Source organism: Streptococcus pseudopneumoniae, assembly GCF_001072665.1.
Taxonomy (GTDB): Bacteria; Bacillota; Bacilli; order Lactobacillales; family Streptococcaceae; genus Streptococcus; species Streptococcus pseudopneumoniae_S.
In genome coordinates, this window is record NZ_JVJI01000026.1 from 1 (window position 1) to 15682 (window position 15682).

The 15682-nt window shown below is 39.7% G+C and carries 11 protein-coding genes, 2 tRNA genes and 1 pseudogene; 5 read left to right on the forward strand and 9 right to left on the reverse strand.

Translation table 11 applies throughout. The features are described from left to right. Positions 1-143: 143 nt before the first annotated feature. The 7 genes and pseudogenes from ADH52_RS02015 to ADH52_RS02050 all read right to left on the reverse strand — a co-directional run bounded on the left by ADH52_RS02015 (position 144) and on the right by ADH52_RS02050 (position 8472). On the reverse strand, positions 144-803 hold the full coding sequence (locus ADH52_RS02015) for an MIP/aquaporin family protein (protein WP_049509776.1): 660 nt from the start codon (positions 801-803) through the stop codon (positions 144-146). 219 nt (positions 804-1022) lie between these two features. Next, positions 1023-1373: pseudogene (locus ADH52_RS11835) on the reverse strand (hypothetical protein); the annotation flags it as partial. A gap of 2550 nt (positions 1374-3923) precedes the next feature. After that, entirely contained in the window at positions 3924-5720 is a 1797-nt protein-coding gene (pepF, locus tag ADH52_RS02030) for an oligoendopeptidase F (protein ID WP_049509779.1), read from the reverse strand. A 10-nt stretch (positions 5721-5730) separates the two neighbouring features. Next, entirely contained in the window at positions 5731-6474 is a 744-nt protein-coding gene (locus ADH52_RS02035) for a 16S rRNA (uracil(1498)-N(3))-methyltransferase (protein WP_049509781.1), read from the reverse strand. Position 6475: 1 nt separating this feature from the next. Beyond that, a complete protein-coding gene (gene prmA / locus ADH52_RS02040; protein WP_049509784.1) occupies positions 6476-7426 on the reverse strand; it encodes a 50S ribosomal protein L11 methyltransferase in 951 nt (316 codons plus the stop codon). Between the two features lie 137 nt (positions 7427-7563). Then, on the reverse strand, positions 7564-7992 hold the full coding sequence (locus ADH52_RS02045; protein ID WP_049509786.1) for an NUDIX hydrolase: 429 nt from the start codon (positions 7990-7992) through the stop codon (positions 7564-7566). Positions 7993-8001: 9 nt separating this feature from the next. Beyond that, positions 8002-8472, reverse strand: coding sequence for a DUF3013 family protein (locus ADH52_RS02050; protein ID WP_045605868.1), 471 nt, complete (start codon positions 8470-8472; stop codon positions 8002-8004). A gap of 115 nt (positions 8473-8587) precedes the next feature. Here ADH52_RS02050 and ADH52_RS02055 point away from each other — a divergent pair, with 115 nt between their 5' ends. The 4 genes from ADH52_RS02055 to ADH52_RS02070 all read left to right on the forward strand — a co-directional run bounded on the left by ADH52_RS02055 (position 8588) and on the right by ADH52_RS02070 (position 11194). Next, positions 8588-9859, forward strand: coding sequence for a replication-associated recombination protein A (locus ADH52_RS02055; protein WP_049509791.1), 1272 nt, complete (start codon positions 8588-8590; stop codon positions 9857-9859). A 264-nt stretch (positions 9860-10123) separates the two neighbouring features. Beyond that, a tRNA-Lys gene (locus ADH52_RS02060) sits at positions 10124-10196 on the forward strand. A 347-nt stretch (positions 10197-10543) separates the two neighbouring features. Then, positions 10544-11059, forward strand: a complete 516-nt coding sequence (locus tag ADH52_RS02065; protein ID WP_000672739.1) for a DUF308 domain-containing protein — start codon at positions 10544-10546, stop codon at positions 11057-11059. 62 nt (positions 11060-11121) lie between these two features. Further along, positions 11122-11194: transfer RNA gene (locus ADH52_RS02070), tRNA-Lys, on the forward strand. A gap of 140 nt (positions 11195-11334) precedes the next feature. Here the strand turns inward: ADH52_RS02070 and ADH52_RS02075 are convergent. After that, positions 11335-12423: an AI-2E family transporter gene (locus tag ADH52_RS02075; protein ID WP_004256071.1), complete on the reverse strand. Its 1089-nt coding sequence runs from the start codon at positions 12421-12423 to the stop codon at positions 11335-11337. 9 nt (positions 12424-12432) lie between these two features. After that, positions 12433-13722 carry a membrane protein gene (locus tag ADH52_RS02080; RefSeq protein WP_049509794.1) on the reverse strand — a complete coding sequence of 430 codons (1290 nt, stop codon included), beginning with the start codon at positions 13720-13722 and terminating at the stop codon, positions 12433-12435. An 801-nt stretch (positions 13723-14523) separates the two neighbouring features. Between ADH52_RS02080 and ADH52_RS02085 the strand changes: the two genes are divergently transcribed. Continuing rightward, on the forward strand, positions 14524-15669 hold the full coding sequence (locus ADH52_RS02085) for a low temperature requirement protein A (protein ID WP_049509797.1): 1146 nt from the start codon (positions 14524-14526) through the stop codon (positions 15667-15669). Positions 15670-15682 lie beyond the last annotated feature (13 nt).

The following is a 15682-nucleotide window of genomic DNA, read 5'->3' on the forward strand; positions in this document are numbered from 1 at the left end:
CAAACCGCGTCAACGTCGCCTTGCCGTACTCAAGTACAGCCTGCGGCTAGTTTCCTAGTTTGCCCTTTGATTTTCATTGAGTATAAACAGATAAGAAAAAGCCCTGTTCCTCAAATCGAGGAGCAAGGCTTTTTGAGTTTCAATTATTCTTCTGTTCCAAGGAAGTTTTTAGCAACAAGGGCTGCAAGAATCCCACCAACGATTGGAGCAAGGATGAAAATCCATACTTGTTGAAGGGCTGAGCCACCTACCAAGACAGCTGGTGCCAAGCTACGAGCTGGGTTTACTGAAAGTCCAGTAATGTTCAATCCCACAAGGATCATGGCCATCAAGGACAAACCGATTACCAAACCAGCAATCGCACCATTGCCCTTGCTTGCTGATGTCACAGTCATGATAACCAAGACAAACAAGAAAGTTGCGATTACTTCAAACAAGAAACCACCAAAGACAGTGACACCGTTTGCCAAGGCATTTTCACCAAGACTATCAGTTGACATACCTGAGTTAGCCAAGAGGAAGAATACCGCGCCAGAAGCGATGAAGGCTCCAACAACTTGTCCAAGGATGTAGTTGACAAGGTCTTTTGATGACAAGCGTTTGTTTACAAACATAGCAATCGAAACAGCTGGGTTCAAGTGAGCCCCTGAAACAGTTCCGATTGAGAAAGCTGCAACCACGATTGCCAGACCAAAGGCAAAGGCAATCCCTAGGTGACCAAGGCCATTTCCAAAAACAACGGCTCCTGTCCCAATGAACACAAGCATGAACGTACCGATTAACTCAGCGACAAATTTTTTCATTCTCTTTCTCCTTTTTTCAAAACTAGATACTAGTCTATCAAAAGAGGGAAAGGGTTTCAAGAAAATTGATTGGAAATTTCGTATCAGTTGCAATACTGTTTTCAAAAATTGTATATTTTTAATGTATTGCAATTAGTTGTAAATCTCTATATTTGATGGTTATACTATACTGAATAAAATAGGAGTTTATATTAATCTTTTTAAAAAGCACAGAACTCTCTATTTAATCCATTCCCCATTGTAATTGACATGATATCCATCAGGTGTAGTTGTATTGACTGCTAAAGCACCAGAACTGTAAGCATAATACCATTTCCCTGAAACAGCGAACCATCCTGTTTGCATAGAGCCTGAGTTATTCAAATAGTACCATGAGCCACTTGATTTGACCCATCCTGTTTGCATATCCCCTGAACCACTGAGATAATACCACGAACTACCTGATTGAACCCATCCAGTCTGCATCCAGCCCGAGCGATCAAAATGATACCATTTTCCATTGATTAGCTCCCATCCATTGGATGTATAGGAACCATTGTTATGTCTATACCACCAACGACCAGATGATTGAATCCAACTTCCTTTGGAAGCAAGTCTTACTTTTAATGCTTCAGATACTTTGATGTATTCTTTCTTAGCATTTTCCTTTTTAACTTTTGCATTTTTTAGTTTAGCATTTGCATTTTCAAGTGCTTTTTTAAATTCCTCAAGCTTCTGTTTAGCGATAATTAAACTTTTTTTAGCTTCATCGAGTTTTCTTGGAGCATTTTTGAGAGCAAGGACATGTTGTTTCGCCTTCAACAAATCGTTTTTGACATTAAGTAATGACTGTTCCGCATTCTTACTAGCATGAGATTTATTATTTTTGATTGCTTTCAATCGATTTAATTGAGATTCTTGCTTCGAAAGTTCAGATTTAGCAATATTTAACGCAGTTTGTTGTTTACTCAACTCAGATTTAGCAGATTTTAAAACGTTTAACTTGGATTGATTTTGTTTTGTTAAGTCTGAAAGACGTTTTTTAGTTTTATCCAGATTTTTTTGATCTGTATTCAATGTTGTTTTAGCAATTGTAAGATTTTTGTTTAGTGATGAAATTTTATCCCTCATTAAAGTTTCTTCGTTTTTTTGTTTTCGATTGAAACTATCCAGAGCCTCTTTAGCTTTTGTATAAGCTGGATTTTTAGGATGTGTGATTTCATTCCAAACATAACGGAAAGTTGTCTTCGGTAAAAATTTTACACGTTTACCGTTAAAATAAAATTCACTATGGTCTGGATCACCATCTTTATTTTCTGCTCTGGCTAAAAAATATGAACTGCTTGGATTATAATAATAGGTCTTACCATTATAAACATAGCTTCTTTTTTCAGATGGGCTAATCACTGTTGGTAATGTATCATAAACACCTTTTGCTTCACTAATGAAAGTCATTACACCATAATTTCCAAAAGTTGTTTTTTTACTTGACGATGCTCCAAGAGCAAATCCAGTCCCTGATGCAGCAAGCAAGGGAATTCTATGGCCATAGTTAAAAGTATTTGCTTCTTTCGGAGTTGATGCACCATATAATGATGCATTACTATAATCATTAAAGTAAGATAGAAGCTCTTTATAAGCAAGTTCTTTTTCACTCAATCGACTCTTTTCTGGAACTGAACCAGCTGTAGCATTTTCTGTTGCATCCTTAAAACCAAAATCTTGATTTTTTAGTTTTGTATCATGTGACAGTTTATCATTTGCCACCATTTCATCTGCCCTAGCTTTTCCATATTTCAAAGCCTTTTCAGTCACAGGTGGCACTGGAATATCAATGCCATTTATTCTCCGCAACTCGATTAAGTAGTTACGAACGTATTCAGAAACTTTCTTATAATCAACCACATGAGGAGTATGGATATCATCCTTAGATTTTACAACAATTGTTTCTGTTCTTTCACCACTAAAATTCACATCTTCGTTCGCAGCAACATAATTGGTCTTACCATCTCTTCCTACGAAAGTTTTTTCATCAAGTGGAGGAGTCTTAGACTCACTTTCACTAACAGAATTTGATTTAATCTCATGAGAAACCGTTACTGTATGGAACTCATCCCCAGCAGATTTTAAATTCTTTTCAAGAGTAGAACGTGTCTTATTTCCTCTTTCTATAAGCGCTTTTCGTTCTTGCTCTGTTTTTGATACTGAACTCGCTAAAGAACTTACTTTATTTTGGTTGGCTTTCACTTTCGCATCCAATTTCTCAGTTTCTTGTTGAATCTCGCGTAGTGTATTCCAATCAAAAGTTTTCTCTGCTTCTGTTACTTTATTTTGTGCTTTTTTTACATCAACTGCTCGCTGAGCAACTTGAGTTTTTGCCTTATTAACAACTGTTTCTTGTTTTTCAACACTTGCTTGGGCTTGTTTCTCATCTTGTTTTGCCCCTGCCAACCTATCTTCAGTTTTCTTGACAGTTACTTGTTTGGCTACAAGATCCTTTTCTACATTTTTAATTTTTTCAGGACTAGCTTGTTTAGCAAATTTTTGTGCTTGTTTCAAAGCATCATCAGCTTTGTTCTTATTTGTGACAGTAGATGTATACTCTTGTTGCATTTTATCAACAAGCTTCTGAGCATTTTTTTCTTCCTCAATTGTTTGATTCAGTTTTATTTCCGCATTTTTTACATCAGATTCTGAAACGTCAGCATCCTTTTTAGTTTCTGATTGGTTAACAGTTGACTTAGTCGAATGTTTATTTACAACCTCATCAGCTTGTGCATGACCATTAAAAGCAGTTACCATTGCAGTTGCAACGCCCAAACCAATCAACACTTGTTCCTTTTTCATAAAATCACCCTTTCTTTAAAATATTTACCTTATCTATACAAATCATATTATTTATATTTTACAAATAATCTTCTCTAGCCATAAATAGATTCAATTTTCTTTATACCTTGCTCTCTCAATTAAATACAATCTGATAGAAAATGAAGTAATTAACTATCAATACTAGTTCTATAGCAAGTTCAAATTTAACATCACGACCTTCAACAGCATTTTTGAAAATAGCTACAACTAATCCAAATAGAATGACGCTTAACAAGCCCATAAACATCACTCTAGAACAACCTCTCTATCCCCTTACTCTCCCAACTGGGCACTGTAGGCGATGATCTGGTCAACTGTGTCAGACAAGAATTGGATGGTATCACGGAGTGGTTTGTCTGTTGAAATATCTGCTCCGATAATCATAGCTGACTCAAGTGGTGTCTTGCTACCACCTGATTTGAGAAGATTGAGCCAATCTTCAGCTCCAGTTTCAGAATGTTTCAGATGAAGGTAACCCGCAGTCGAGATGACTAGCCCTGCTGAGTAGGTGTAACTATACAAGCCCATGTAGTAGTGAGCTTGGCGCATCCAAGTCAGAGCTGCATCATCATCAATCTCAATAGCATCTCCCCAGAAATCCGTCAAGACTTCCTTCATAATGCTGTTGAGTTTGCTTGCCCCGAAGGTTTCTCCTTCTTCAATCAATGTATATACTTTACGCTGGAAGGCTGCTTCCAAGAGGTGGGTGATGAAATTATGGAAGTAGGTGTCTGTCAAGCGGTGAGCCAGAGCGAAGCGTTTTTGACGAGGGTCGTCAGATTGGTGCTCCAAGTAGTCACTGAGAAGCAATTCATTGAAGGTTGACGGTGCTTCAACATAGTAGGTCGACATGTGGGCGTTAAAGTAGCTTTGGTGATTGTCTGAGAAGATGAATTGACCAGAATGCCCGATTTCATGAATCAAGGTATAGACATCGCTCAAACGACCTGTCCAACTCATGAGGACATAAGGATGCACGCGATATGGATCCGCCGCATAGCCACCAGAATCCTTGTCACTATTGGCAGCGAAGTCCACCCAGCGCTCTTCTTGATAGCGAGCAACTTCCTGACAATATTCTTGCCCCAAAGGTTCTACTGACTTCATGACCAAATCATAGGCGTCGTCAATAGTCACTTCAGGATTGAGGGCGCTGTCCAAGTCCAATTTCCAGTCTGCAAAAGTCATCTTTTCAAGACCATTTACCTTGGCAACGTGCTTGAGGTATCTCTGAGCAACGGGAGCAAAGTCCTTCATGATGAGGTCAATCTGACGATCAAACATAGCACGATCCACTTCCTGCTCAGATAAAAGATAATCAAAGACTGAGTCGTAGCCCTTCATATCTGCCAATAGTTTTTCAGACTTGACTTGGGCTAGATAGGCTGCGGCTGCCGTATTTTGGTGCTTACGAAGTCCTTCTGAGAAGGAACGGAAAGATTTCTCACGAACCTCAGCATCCTCGTGGTTTTGGTAGAAATTCTCATAGGTGACAAAGCTGTTTTTGTAGGTCTTGCCATGGGCTTCAAAGTCAGCCATTTCGAAATCCCCAGCACGCATCTTAGTATAAATATCCTGCGGACTGTAGAAAACTTCACCGAGATTGGTCAAGGCCTTCTCCACATCAGCCCCTAGATAGTGGGCTTTTTTGATTTTGGCCTGACGAATGGCCGCCGTCAAATGAGGCAATTTACCCAAACGGTCCAAGACTTCCTCATCAGCTTCCACCAAGGCATCGTCAAAGAAGGTCAAGGCTACGCTGGCATCAGTTTCAAATTCCATCCCAGCTTGGGCAATGTTAGCAAATTCTTCATTGCTATAGTCTGTCGTCTGAGGCATAAAACCATAGTTGCCAATATGACTCATCTGAATGTAGATTTGTTCCAATTCCGCAAAGGCATTCTCAAAATCCTCAAAAGTATGAAGATTGTCCTTGTAATCACGACTAAATTGATTGATGTCTTCGCGAGCCTTCTCGATTGCACGCAAGAAATCCTCACGATCTTGGTATAGGGCTGTTAAATCCCAAAGTTCCTTCTCTGGAAATTCTGAACGGTGTTTTTGTTCCATTTTCTTCCTCTTATTTCTCTAATTCTAATAAAACACTAAGGGCTGATAAAGCGTAAAGCGGTGCTGTTTCTGCTCGCAAAATGCGAGGGCCAAGTCCTGCCAAGACTGCTCCCTTAGCTTCAAAACTTTCGATTTCTGCAGGTGACAGACCACCTTCTGGACCAAAGATAAAGAGCAATTTGGCTCCTTTTTCAAGACCAGCGACCGTTTGTAAGAGCGCAGCGGCTTCACCTTCTTTGGCCGACTCTTCATAAGCCACTATGATAGAGTCAAACTGGTCCAGTTGGGCTAGAAAATCTACTTTCTTATCAAAAAGCTGGATACTTGGAACAACATTACGCTTGCTTTGCTCGGACGCTCCAAGGGCAATTTTTTCTAGTTTTTCGACCTTTTTACCCAATTTCTTGCCATCCCATTTGGCAACTGACCAGTCTCCAGGAAAGGCCCAGATTTGGTTAGCTCCGAGCTCGGTTACTTTTTGAGTGATAAACTCCAGCTTGTCTCCCTTGGGAAATCCAGATGCAATGGTTACTTGAACGGGCAGTTCCACATTGTCATCTAGTTCTTCTACCAATTCAAACTGACGGGCTTCCACATCCAGCACGCGCGCCAAGCGCTTAATTCCATCCTCAAAGACTAAGGTCACCTCATCATCTTCTTTCAAGCGCATAACCTGAAACATATGCTTGCTGCTTTCCTTGTCCTCGATGGTGACAGGAGAGATAGCACTGCCTTTGACAAAATACTGTTGCATGCTAGCCTCCAATCACACCGGAAATATCCTTGGTTTTCTTAAAGACACAGGCATTCCACTCCCCTTGAATCATGTGAGTTTCTAGGAAAAATCCTGCTGACTCAGCCGACTCTCGCACCATGTCCCACTTGTCCTTGATAATGCCACTCATGATGAGGTATCCTTCATCTTTAACCAAGCGATAAGCATCCTCTGTCAGATGAATGAGAATATCCGCCAAGATATTAGCCACGATGACATCCGCCTCAATCTCAACACCCTTAAGCAAATCTCCAGCAGCTACATGGATGTTTTCCATGCCAGGGTTGAGCTCAATATTTTCCTGAGCCACACGAACTGCCACATCATCTAGATCGTAGGCAAAGATTTCCTTGGCACCAAGAAGAGAGCTAGCAATAGAAAGGACACCTGATCCAGTCCCCACATCTAGCACTGTTTCGCCACCACGAAGAACCTGCTCCAAAGCAAAAAGGCTCATCTTAGTGGTTGGATGGGTCCCAGTTCCGAAGGCCATACCAGGATCCAGCTTGATAATCTTTTCCCCAGCAGTCGCCTCGTAGTCCGTCCAAGACGGTACGATGGTCAAGTCATGGGTAATACGAGCTGGTTCGTAGTATTTCTTCCAGTTGTCTGCCCAGTCTTCCTCAGCCAAGGCAGTCGTCCCCATCTTGACCTCACCCAAATCCATAAAATCTGTCAATTCTGCCAGACGTGCCTGCAAATCTGCCTCAACCGTTGCTACATCAACTGTATCAGGGTAGTAGGCGGTCACTACGATTTCTTCTTGCTGCTCAACCTCTGGGAAAATCTCTCCGAAGCGGTCAACATTTCCCACATAGTCCATACTGTCTTCGATTGCGACTCCTTGGGCACCTAGCTCAATCAAGAGATTGGAAACCAACTCCTCCCCCTCACGCTTGACTGTAACTTTTAACTCTTGCCATGTTTCCATATTTAAGATACCAAGCCCGTAAAACACAAAGCCAAAATAGGAAATTCTCTGAAGACGCTTGTGTCTAAGAGAAGTTTATCTTTTTGGCACAGTGTTTAGGGCGAGTTCAGTTTAGAAATGTAACTGAACCATCCTTTCTAATCACTTACTTTTAAATAATCTTTTAGTCTCTCTTGCAACTGAGGTACAACTTGACTGGAACTAAGAAATTCCTCCACATTCATGAGCTGATAGCCCTGTCCTTCGTCGCCAAAGATGATACTATCAAACTGCTCCTGCGTTAACTTGCCAACTAGAAAAACGGATTGTTTATCCGCAAAAAGCATACTTGGGTAAACCTTCGCCCAAATCAGACAATCCTCAGTCAGATGAATTCCCAGCTCTTCATAAACTTCACGCGCCGCACACTCAAAAGGACTTTCATCGCCTTCACGTCCACCACCGGGCAACTCCCACATATTGGGCCAGGGAATGCTTGACTTATCATCGCGTAAGATAGTCAAGATCTTATCCCCACAAAACAAAGCAATCTTGCAGCCTGTGAAATCAGAAATTTCTAGTTCCATGTCAAACTCCTAATATCTCGGATAAGGATAAAATTCTCCCTCTTCCAAGCCAACTTTTCCTTCTTCAAAGACTTCTTGGTTCCATTCCATGACAAATTCTTCTGCTTCTGGGTCTTCCAAAAAGTCCATGAGCGCATCCAGCCCAACCTCAGCAGTATCTTTGAGGAAAAGGGCAAAATAAGCTAAAAATTCACGGGAAAATCCCTTTTTAGGCAGGTAAGGGATGACAGTCAAATAGTCTTCCTCATTGACTGTTGATTTGGCTGGATTGTAAAAAAGCACTGCTTCTTCAAAGAGAATGTCATCTGATGAAACCTCTCCATCTTCACCCACCATCTCCACACCTGCAGCATTTTGCGCTTCCAACAGAAAACTCACTTCAACCGCGTGGTTGCGCTTGTCCCAACTAATCTCAAAGTCAAAGGGAAAATTCTTCTCCAACTCTTCCTCTAAAACATCTAAAAATCCATATGTTGCCATTTTGTCCTCTTTCTATGCGACTCTTTAATCGCCCCGATTACTCGGAAATGTGCTAAAATAGATACTACCATCTTACCACATATACATCAGAAAATCCACGTTAGAAAGGACTGCTATGCCAGACAATCTCGCGCTTCGCATGCGCCCTAAAACCATCGACCAGGTCATCGGCCAGGAGCATCTGGTCGGACAAGGAAAAATCATCCGTCGCATGGTGGAAGCCAACCGCTTGTCTTCCATGATTCTATATGGACCTCCGGGAATCGGCAAGACCAGTATTGCCTCTGCCATCGCAGGGACGACCAAGTATGCCTTTCGAACTTTCAATGCGACAGTTGATAGTAAAAAGCGACTGCAAGAAATTGCGGAAGAGGCGAAATTCTCTGGTGGTCTCGTCCTATTACTAGACGAGATTCATAGACTAGATAAAACCAAGCAAGACTTCCTCTTGCCTCTCTTGGAAAGTGGTCTGATCATCATGATTGGCGCTACGACTGAAAATCCCTTCTTTTCTGTCACTCCTGCCATCCGTAGCCGAGTTCAAATTTTTGAGTTAGAACCTCTGTCTAACCAAGACGTCAAAGAGGCCCTGCAGATAGCTCTAAGTAACCCTGAGCGTGGTTTTGATTTCCCAGTAGAACTAGATGAGGATGCGCTGGATTTCATCGCAACTTCTACAAACGGAGACCTGCGTTCTGCCTTCAACTCACTGGACTTGGCTGTTCTTTCTACCCCTGAGAATGATGAGGGCATTCGCCATATTACTCTAGACATCATGGAAAATAGTCTTCAGAGAAGCTACATTACTATGGATAAGGATGGAGATGGCCACTATGATGTTCTCTCAGCCCTGCAAAAGTCTATCCGTGGCTCAGATGTTGATGCCAGTCTTCACTATGCTGCCCGCTTGATTGAGGCTGGTGATTTGCCAAGTCTCGCTCGTCGTTTGACTGTTATCGCTTATGAAGATATCGGTTTGGCCAATCCTGAAGCCCAGATTCACACCGTGACTGCTCTGGGTGCTGCACAAAGGATTGGTTTCCCAGAAGCCCGCATTCTCATTGCCAATGTCGTCATTGATTTGGCCCTTTCTCCAAAATCCAACTCAGCCTATGTAGCTATGGATAAGGCACTTGCCGACCTCAAAACATCAGGGCACTTGCCTATTCCGCGACACCTGCGTGATGGACACTACAGCGGAAGCAAGGAACTAGGGAATGCCCAAGACTATCTCTATCCACACAACTATCCTGGAAATTGGGTCAAGCAAGACTATCTGCCAGAAAAAATCCGCAATCATCACTATTTCCAAGCAGAAGATACTGGTAAATATGAACGGGCTTTGGCTCAAAGAAAGGAAGCTATCGACCGTTTGCGAAAAATCTGAAATCCTTTTCAAAAAATTGCACTTTCCTCTTGATTTTTTTTGAAAAAGTGGTATCATATAAACATAGAAACGCTGTGGTGTACGACTTCACACTTAAGTGTTGACCGACTATTTTTTGTATTATTAGGGAAACAAAAGTCTTCTAACAGCATGTAGGCCGTCTCACACGGAAACAGCTTCAGTTAGAGCGAGTTGCCCACCTGCTTAATTGCGCGGGTTCAATACAAACCGTGAAGTTTCGGCACCAATACAGCTTTTTTCTTTGCCTCCTTAGCTCAGCTGGCAGAGCAGCGGACTCTTAATCCGTGGGTCACAGGTTCGATCCCTGTAGGGGGCATCTAAATACAACAGGAAAAGCCTTGATAACCAAGGCTTTTTTGCTTGTCTATAACTGATTTACCCCATCATTTGTCCCACATTTTAAATCTATCTTTTCTTTTTGAATCAAATTACATCTTTACAAATAGTGTAAAGCCAGTTACTTTTGCTTTGATGCCATACAATATTTTCATGTAGAGAAGACAAATTTTATCTTCTCTTTTTATTTTCAAAATAATAAAAACTGATTTTCTTTTCATAAATCAGACTGAAACTTCCAAATTTTCCATTTTGTTTATTGACATTTCCTCTAAAAAGGTGTATAATATTTTTATTATCAAACTATACTATATAGGGGGTATTGAAATGAAATTTTCTAATCGTTTACTGCTATTCCTTGCAGGAGTTGTTTTTGTCCTTTTAGGACTTTTCCTATTTACAAACCCAGTAGCTAATCTTGTTGCTTACAGCTGGTGGATTGCATTTGGTTTACTGGTTTCTTCTATAGCAGCTATTTTAGGCTATTTCTCTGTACCAAAAGAGCTTCGCTCACCAGCTCATCTTTTCCAAGGGATTGTTAATCTTCTCTTAGCTCTTTACCTCGTTGCCTATGGCTTTGTGACGCTGCCAGTTGTCATTCCAACTATTTTAGGAATTTGGTTAATTGTAGAAGCCATTATAGCTTTCTTTAAAGGCAATCGTCTGGGATTGATTTTCCCTATTATTGGCAACCATATCATGTGGATAGCGTTGCTTGCATTTTTACTAGGTCTAGTGATTTTGTTCAATCCAGTAGCTACAAGTGTCTTTGTCGTTTATGTCGTTGCCTTTGCATTTTTAATTGTTGGTTTCACCTATATCCTTGATGCCTTTCGTAAATAATCTAGCTGCCATTTTGGGCATATTAAAATAGCTGGGAAGTTACATTCTCAGCTTTTTCTGTTGCCTCCTTAGCTCAGTTGGTAGAGCAGTAGACTCTTAAGCTATGGGGCGCAGGTTCGAGCCCTGCAGGGGGCACATCTAAATCAACAGAAATAAGCCTTGAAACCAAGGCTTTTTTTAACGTCTAATAGCTTTTTGTAGAAAAGTATTTAAAAATAAAAGAGAAGAGAATCTCTCACTCTCTTCTCAGTATATCTTATTAAATTTAGTTTTTCTTAATCTAGCTGATTTTCCTTTGCAACGACAAATTCCTTAACCAATCGATAGATAACAGCAAATATCGGTGTAAAGAATATCATCCCAAGTAAGCCAAAGAGATTGCCTCCAATACTAGCAGCCGCAAGCGTGAAAATAGCTGGCAAACCAATAGACTGACCTACAACTCTAGGATAAATAAGGTTTCCTTCAATCAGCTGTATAACTTGATATAGAAGAAGAGAAAGTAAGGCTTGAGTAGGACTCACTGTGAAGATAAAAATCGCTCCCACAACACAAGCAATCATAGGCCCTACATAAGGAATGAACGATAGCACTCCTGCAAAGATACCTGTCATTACTCCATAGGGTATCCCAAACACGCTGTAACCAACCGCTATCATAACTCCTATGATAACTGCTTCAATCAGCTGACTCATCAAAAATTGGTCATAAGTCTCTAGTGCTACTTGTCCAATGTAAGTCAACTTTATCACCACCTTCTCTGGAAGAAAAACTTTTAGAAGTCGACTCGTCATCGCTGCCAAATGTTCCTTACTGGATAAAAATAAAAAGGTGAAGACTATAATCAAAAAGGCATTCATCAAACTTGAAAAAATATTGCCGATATTACTAGTCAGACCTGATAAAAAACCTATCAAAGCTTGGCTAATAGAACTAGATTGTCCCTGTATGCCTGATACGATAGTTGACAACATGTCTTTGGTTACAAATTCCGAGCTGCCTAGCAATTTCCCAAGTTGAGTAAGGACTGTTGAAAGGACTGTTCCCAGCTGACTAATAGTCTGGGCTAGGGTTGGCAGCACCAAAACCAAAAGAGCAATCACGATTAAGATAAGAGCTAGGAAAACAAGTACCATGGCAATCGGACGACGCAACTCTGCCTTTACCTTCAATTTAACTAAGTACTGTTCAATTTTTTTCATAGGAACATTAAGCACAAAAGCAATAACAGCACCATAAATCAAGGTTGATATTACATCAAAGAGAGAGATTGCTCCTGATATAAAGCTCGATGCATTCAGAATTACAAGAGCAACCAGCCCTATAAAAAGGATTAACGGGGTGTATTTTTTTACTAAGTTCATAAATTCTCCTTAATAAACATGTTTAGATACGACTATACTATTTGGTTTTTCAAACTCTCGATTAAGGTAGGCTTGGTAAGTTCCTGGAGCGATAAATCCTTTGGGTGAGAGGATATCGGTGCCAGCCTGACCGACTATGGTATCAGCCAAGAGCACACAGTTTGTAGATAAGACAAAGTAGGATTTAAACTTAGATTTGATAAATTTATAAAGTTCCCCATCTGTCTCATGTCTGATTTTATAAGCGTAGGTGTAGTCTTCCTTACCATCACCTGTCATGATTTTATCTGCACTTGGCTCCCATGGAATCGTCAGTTGTTTCAATTCAGCCAACTTTTTCTGAACTGCTTTTTCCATTTCAGGCGTCAAATCTATCCCATAACCAAAAAGCGTTTTTTGACTCTCACGTTTACATAGGTCAATGTACTTGTCACGATCACAGAAATATAAGACACCATCTCCTACCATGCCAAATAAGGTCTCAGAAGACGGATCATAGTTGCCATAAGAAATAACACGGCCTTGATAGCAGATATCCACATGACCAATTGCCGAAAACAGAGAGGTCTCAGCTGTATGAACAAAAATTTCAAGCTCCGCTGTCTTACCAGACTTCACCATTCCAAGATGGATATCCTCTCTCTCATCAGCATTTTCCTGCATGAATTTGTTGATTTTTGCTAAAGTTCTTGCAGGGATGAGAGCGGCTAGGACAATAGGTAAGCTAATTCTAATACGACGTTTGAGATGGTTTTTCCCAATTTCCCCTTCAAATAAGAAACCGTCACGGATATTGGACAGACCATAAAGGAAAAAATAAGCCCCTAATACAAAGAGTTGAAAGACAGAATTTCCTGTAGAGGACAAAAGACTAGTCCCACCAAGAAAAACTAGTACGAGTCCATCTAGTAAGAGACGAAAACGAGGTCGAATTTTGTTTTTGCGGTAGAGAACATAGGTGACAAGGTTAATACTAGCATGAAAAATCTGATAAACTCCAATCACAAGAGCCAAAATATAAATCGGCACATCCGTCGCAAGATTGGAGCCAAGCAAATATCCCAGCACTAACAATTTAACCAGTGCAACTCCCAAGGTGTCCGTTGACTGACTTTTTTTGAAAATACGTAATACTAAATCTAAGACCGTTGCTATCCAAGCTAAAAACAGAACCAGTCGAATAACCTTTACTGGCAACCAAGTCCCCGTGACCATCAAGATGAGACCTAGCAGAACAAACAAGAACCCCTGAGCAAGTAATTTCTTACCTGTCAGACCTAAAGATAGAATTTTCGCCATATAAAAACCTTTCAACAATAAAAATTAAACACTCCGATTAAACTGACTAGTAAATAGCCAACACTACAAACAGCCTGTGCCAGCAACATATGGTGACTAGAAATGACTGTAATAATGTCACCATCTTGTCTTATGCACTTCTAAAATTTGTTATATTGATTAGAAACCAGAGCTTATAAAAACTAGCTAAACTCGAGAGATAGACACAATTGCGACGAAAAAATGTATAACCAATTCAACTTGTTAAGGTAAGAAAGCATTATTTCCAATCTATTAATTATTCATCTATTACCTATTATGACACAATATTCCCTATAGTTCAACTTTTTACTTGTTTTTATATTACACGGACTAAAAAGTTTTCAACAGTTGATTGCATTTGTTTTAATAAGTTTTAACCTTTCTTGGTTAGATAAAAAAAGAACCATACAGTTTAGAATCTGTATGGTTTTTGCCCCACTTTTGTCCCATTTTTAAATCATGACATTGAAAATACCTAAAATCACTTATATTTCAATATTTTTAATTGCTCTCAATATGAAAGTCCTTTCCAAATCCCTGTAGGGGGCATCTAAATCAACAGGAAAAGCCTTGGAATCAAGGCTTTTTTGTGTAGTCTTAGCACTAAAAAACGATAGAAAAAACACCCCTTCTGAACTGCACCCCAAAAGTTAGACAGAAAAAACCTAACTTTTGTGGCGCAGTTCATTCGCGCCACATAAAATTATTTAAGCATCTCCCTTTTTTTATTACCATTTTCTGTTATAATAAATTGTACTTCTAAAATAGAAAGGTCTTAAGATGACAACTCTTATTAAACATAAACGTGTAGAATTTTCAGAACTTTTTTATGACCTAGTTTTTGTTTTTGCAATTTCAAAAGTAACTACTTTAATTGACCATCTTCATAACGGTATTTTGACTTGGAATTCTTTCCTTGATTTTTTCATTGCTACTTTGTTTCTCATCGATTCCTGGATGATTCAAACCGATTATACCAATCGCTATGGAAAGAACTCTTTATTTAACATGGTAATCATGTTTATCAAAATGGGACTTTTACTCTTTATAGCCAATATGATTGGACCTGATTGGCAACAATATTTTCATTATCTCTGTTGGGCTATTGGTACATTAACCTTTACCTTATTTTTACAATATTTGGTTGAATTTTTTAGAAAATCAACCGATAATGCTAATCGGGAAAGTATCAAAGGTTTTCTATGGATAACAGGTCTAGGAAGTTTAGGAGTCTATCTAGCAGCTCTTCTTCCTATTTACGTTGGGGTCTCTATCTTATTTGCTAGTATTCTGCTAACATTTATTATGCCAATTATCTTGCCTAGTAAAGATAAGCATTACCAGGTAAATCTCCCCCATTTAATCGAGCGTATCTCCCTTCTTGTCATTATTATGTTTGGAGAGATGATTACGGAGCTAGCTAACTTCTTTACAATCGAGAATTTCTCGATTTATTCGGTTCTTTATTTCATTATTATGATTTCTCTGTTCTTGTTTTATTTTGGTCAATTCGACCATGCTATTGATGAAAAATCTAATCAAAAGAGACTATTTCTAATTTACAGTCACTATCCTATTTTCATTGGACTTATGATGATGACCGTTTCGATGAGTTTTCTTCAGAATCCTGAAGCTAATCGTCTCTTTGCAACCAGCTTCTCTTATATCGGATTTGGCCTCTTTCAAGCTGCTGTCCTAGTAAATGGGCCCTATAACAAACACTATCTTCGCTATTCGAAAAGTTACTACTGTGTCCAAGCGACACTCTATCTGGCTGCCTTGATTCTCTCTTTAATCTTTGCTTCTAATCCTATAATAGTAGTGAGTATAACAACCATTTTAGCTCTAGCTATAGCCATTCATTTTATTTATTTTTATACGACACAGAATAAAAAATATTCCAAATCTAACTGGGAGTTATTTTAATGAGTTTATAACA

What these genes read in the sequence shown, in the direction of transcription:
- ADH52_RS02050 (WP_045605868.1), bottom strand. Translation starts at nt 8,472, where the DNA reads ATGGCAACATATGGATTTTTAGATGTTTTAGAGGAAGAGTTGGAGAAG.
- prmA (WP_049509784.1), bottom strand. Translation starts at nt 7,426, where the DNA reads ATGGAAACATGGCAAGAGTTAAAAGTTACAGTCAAGCGTGAGGGGGAG.
- ADH52_RS02035 (WP_049509781.1), bottom strand. Translation starts at nt 6,474, where the DNA reads ATGCAACAGTATTTTGTCAAAGGCAGTGCTATCTCTCCTGTCACCATC.
- ADH52_RS02015 (WP_049509776.1), bottom strand. Translation starts at nt 803, where the DNA reads ATGAAAAAATTTGTCGCTGAGTTAATCGGTACGTTCATGCTTGTGTTC.
- ADH52_RS02055 (WP_049509791.1), top strand. Translation starts at nt 8,588, where the DNA reads ATGCCAGACAATCTCGCGCTTCGCATGCGCCCTAAAACCATCGACCAG.
- ADH52_RS02045 (WP_049509786.1), bottom strand. Translation starts at nt 7,992, where the DNA reads ATGGAACTAGAAATTTCTGATTTCACAGGCTGCAAGATTGCTTTGTTT.
- ADH52_RS02085 (WP_049509797.1), top strand. Translation starts at nt 14,524, where the DNA reads ATGACAACTCTTATTAAACATAAACGTGTAGAATTTTCAGAACTTTTT.
- ADH52_RS02075 (WP_004256071.1), bottom strand. Translation starts at nt 12,423, where the DNA reads ATGAACTTAGTAAAAAAATACACCCCGTTAATCCTTTTTATAGGGCTG.
- pepF (WP_049509779.1), bottom strand. Translation starts at nt 5,720, where the DNA reads ATGGAACAAAAACACCGTTCAGAATTTCCAGAGAAGGAACTTTGGGAT.
- ADH52_RS02080 (WP_049509794.1), bottom strand. Translation starts at nt 13,722, where the DNA reads ATGGCGAAAATTCTATCTTTAGGTCTGACAGGTAAGAAATTACTTGCT.
- ADH52_RS02065 (WP_000672739.1), top strand. Translation starts at nt 10,544, where the DNA reads ATGAAATTTTCTAATCGTTTACTGCTATTCCTTGCAGGAGTTGTTTTT.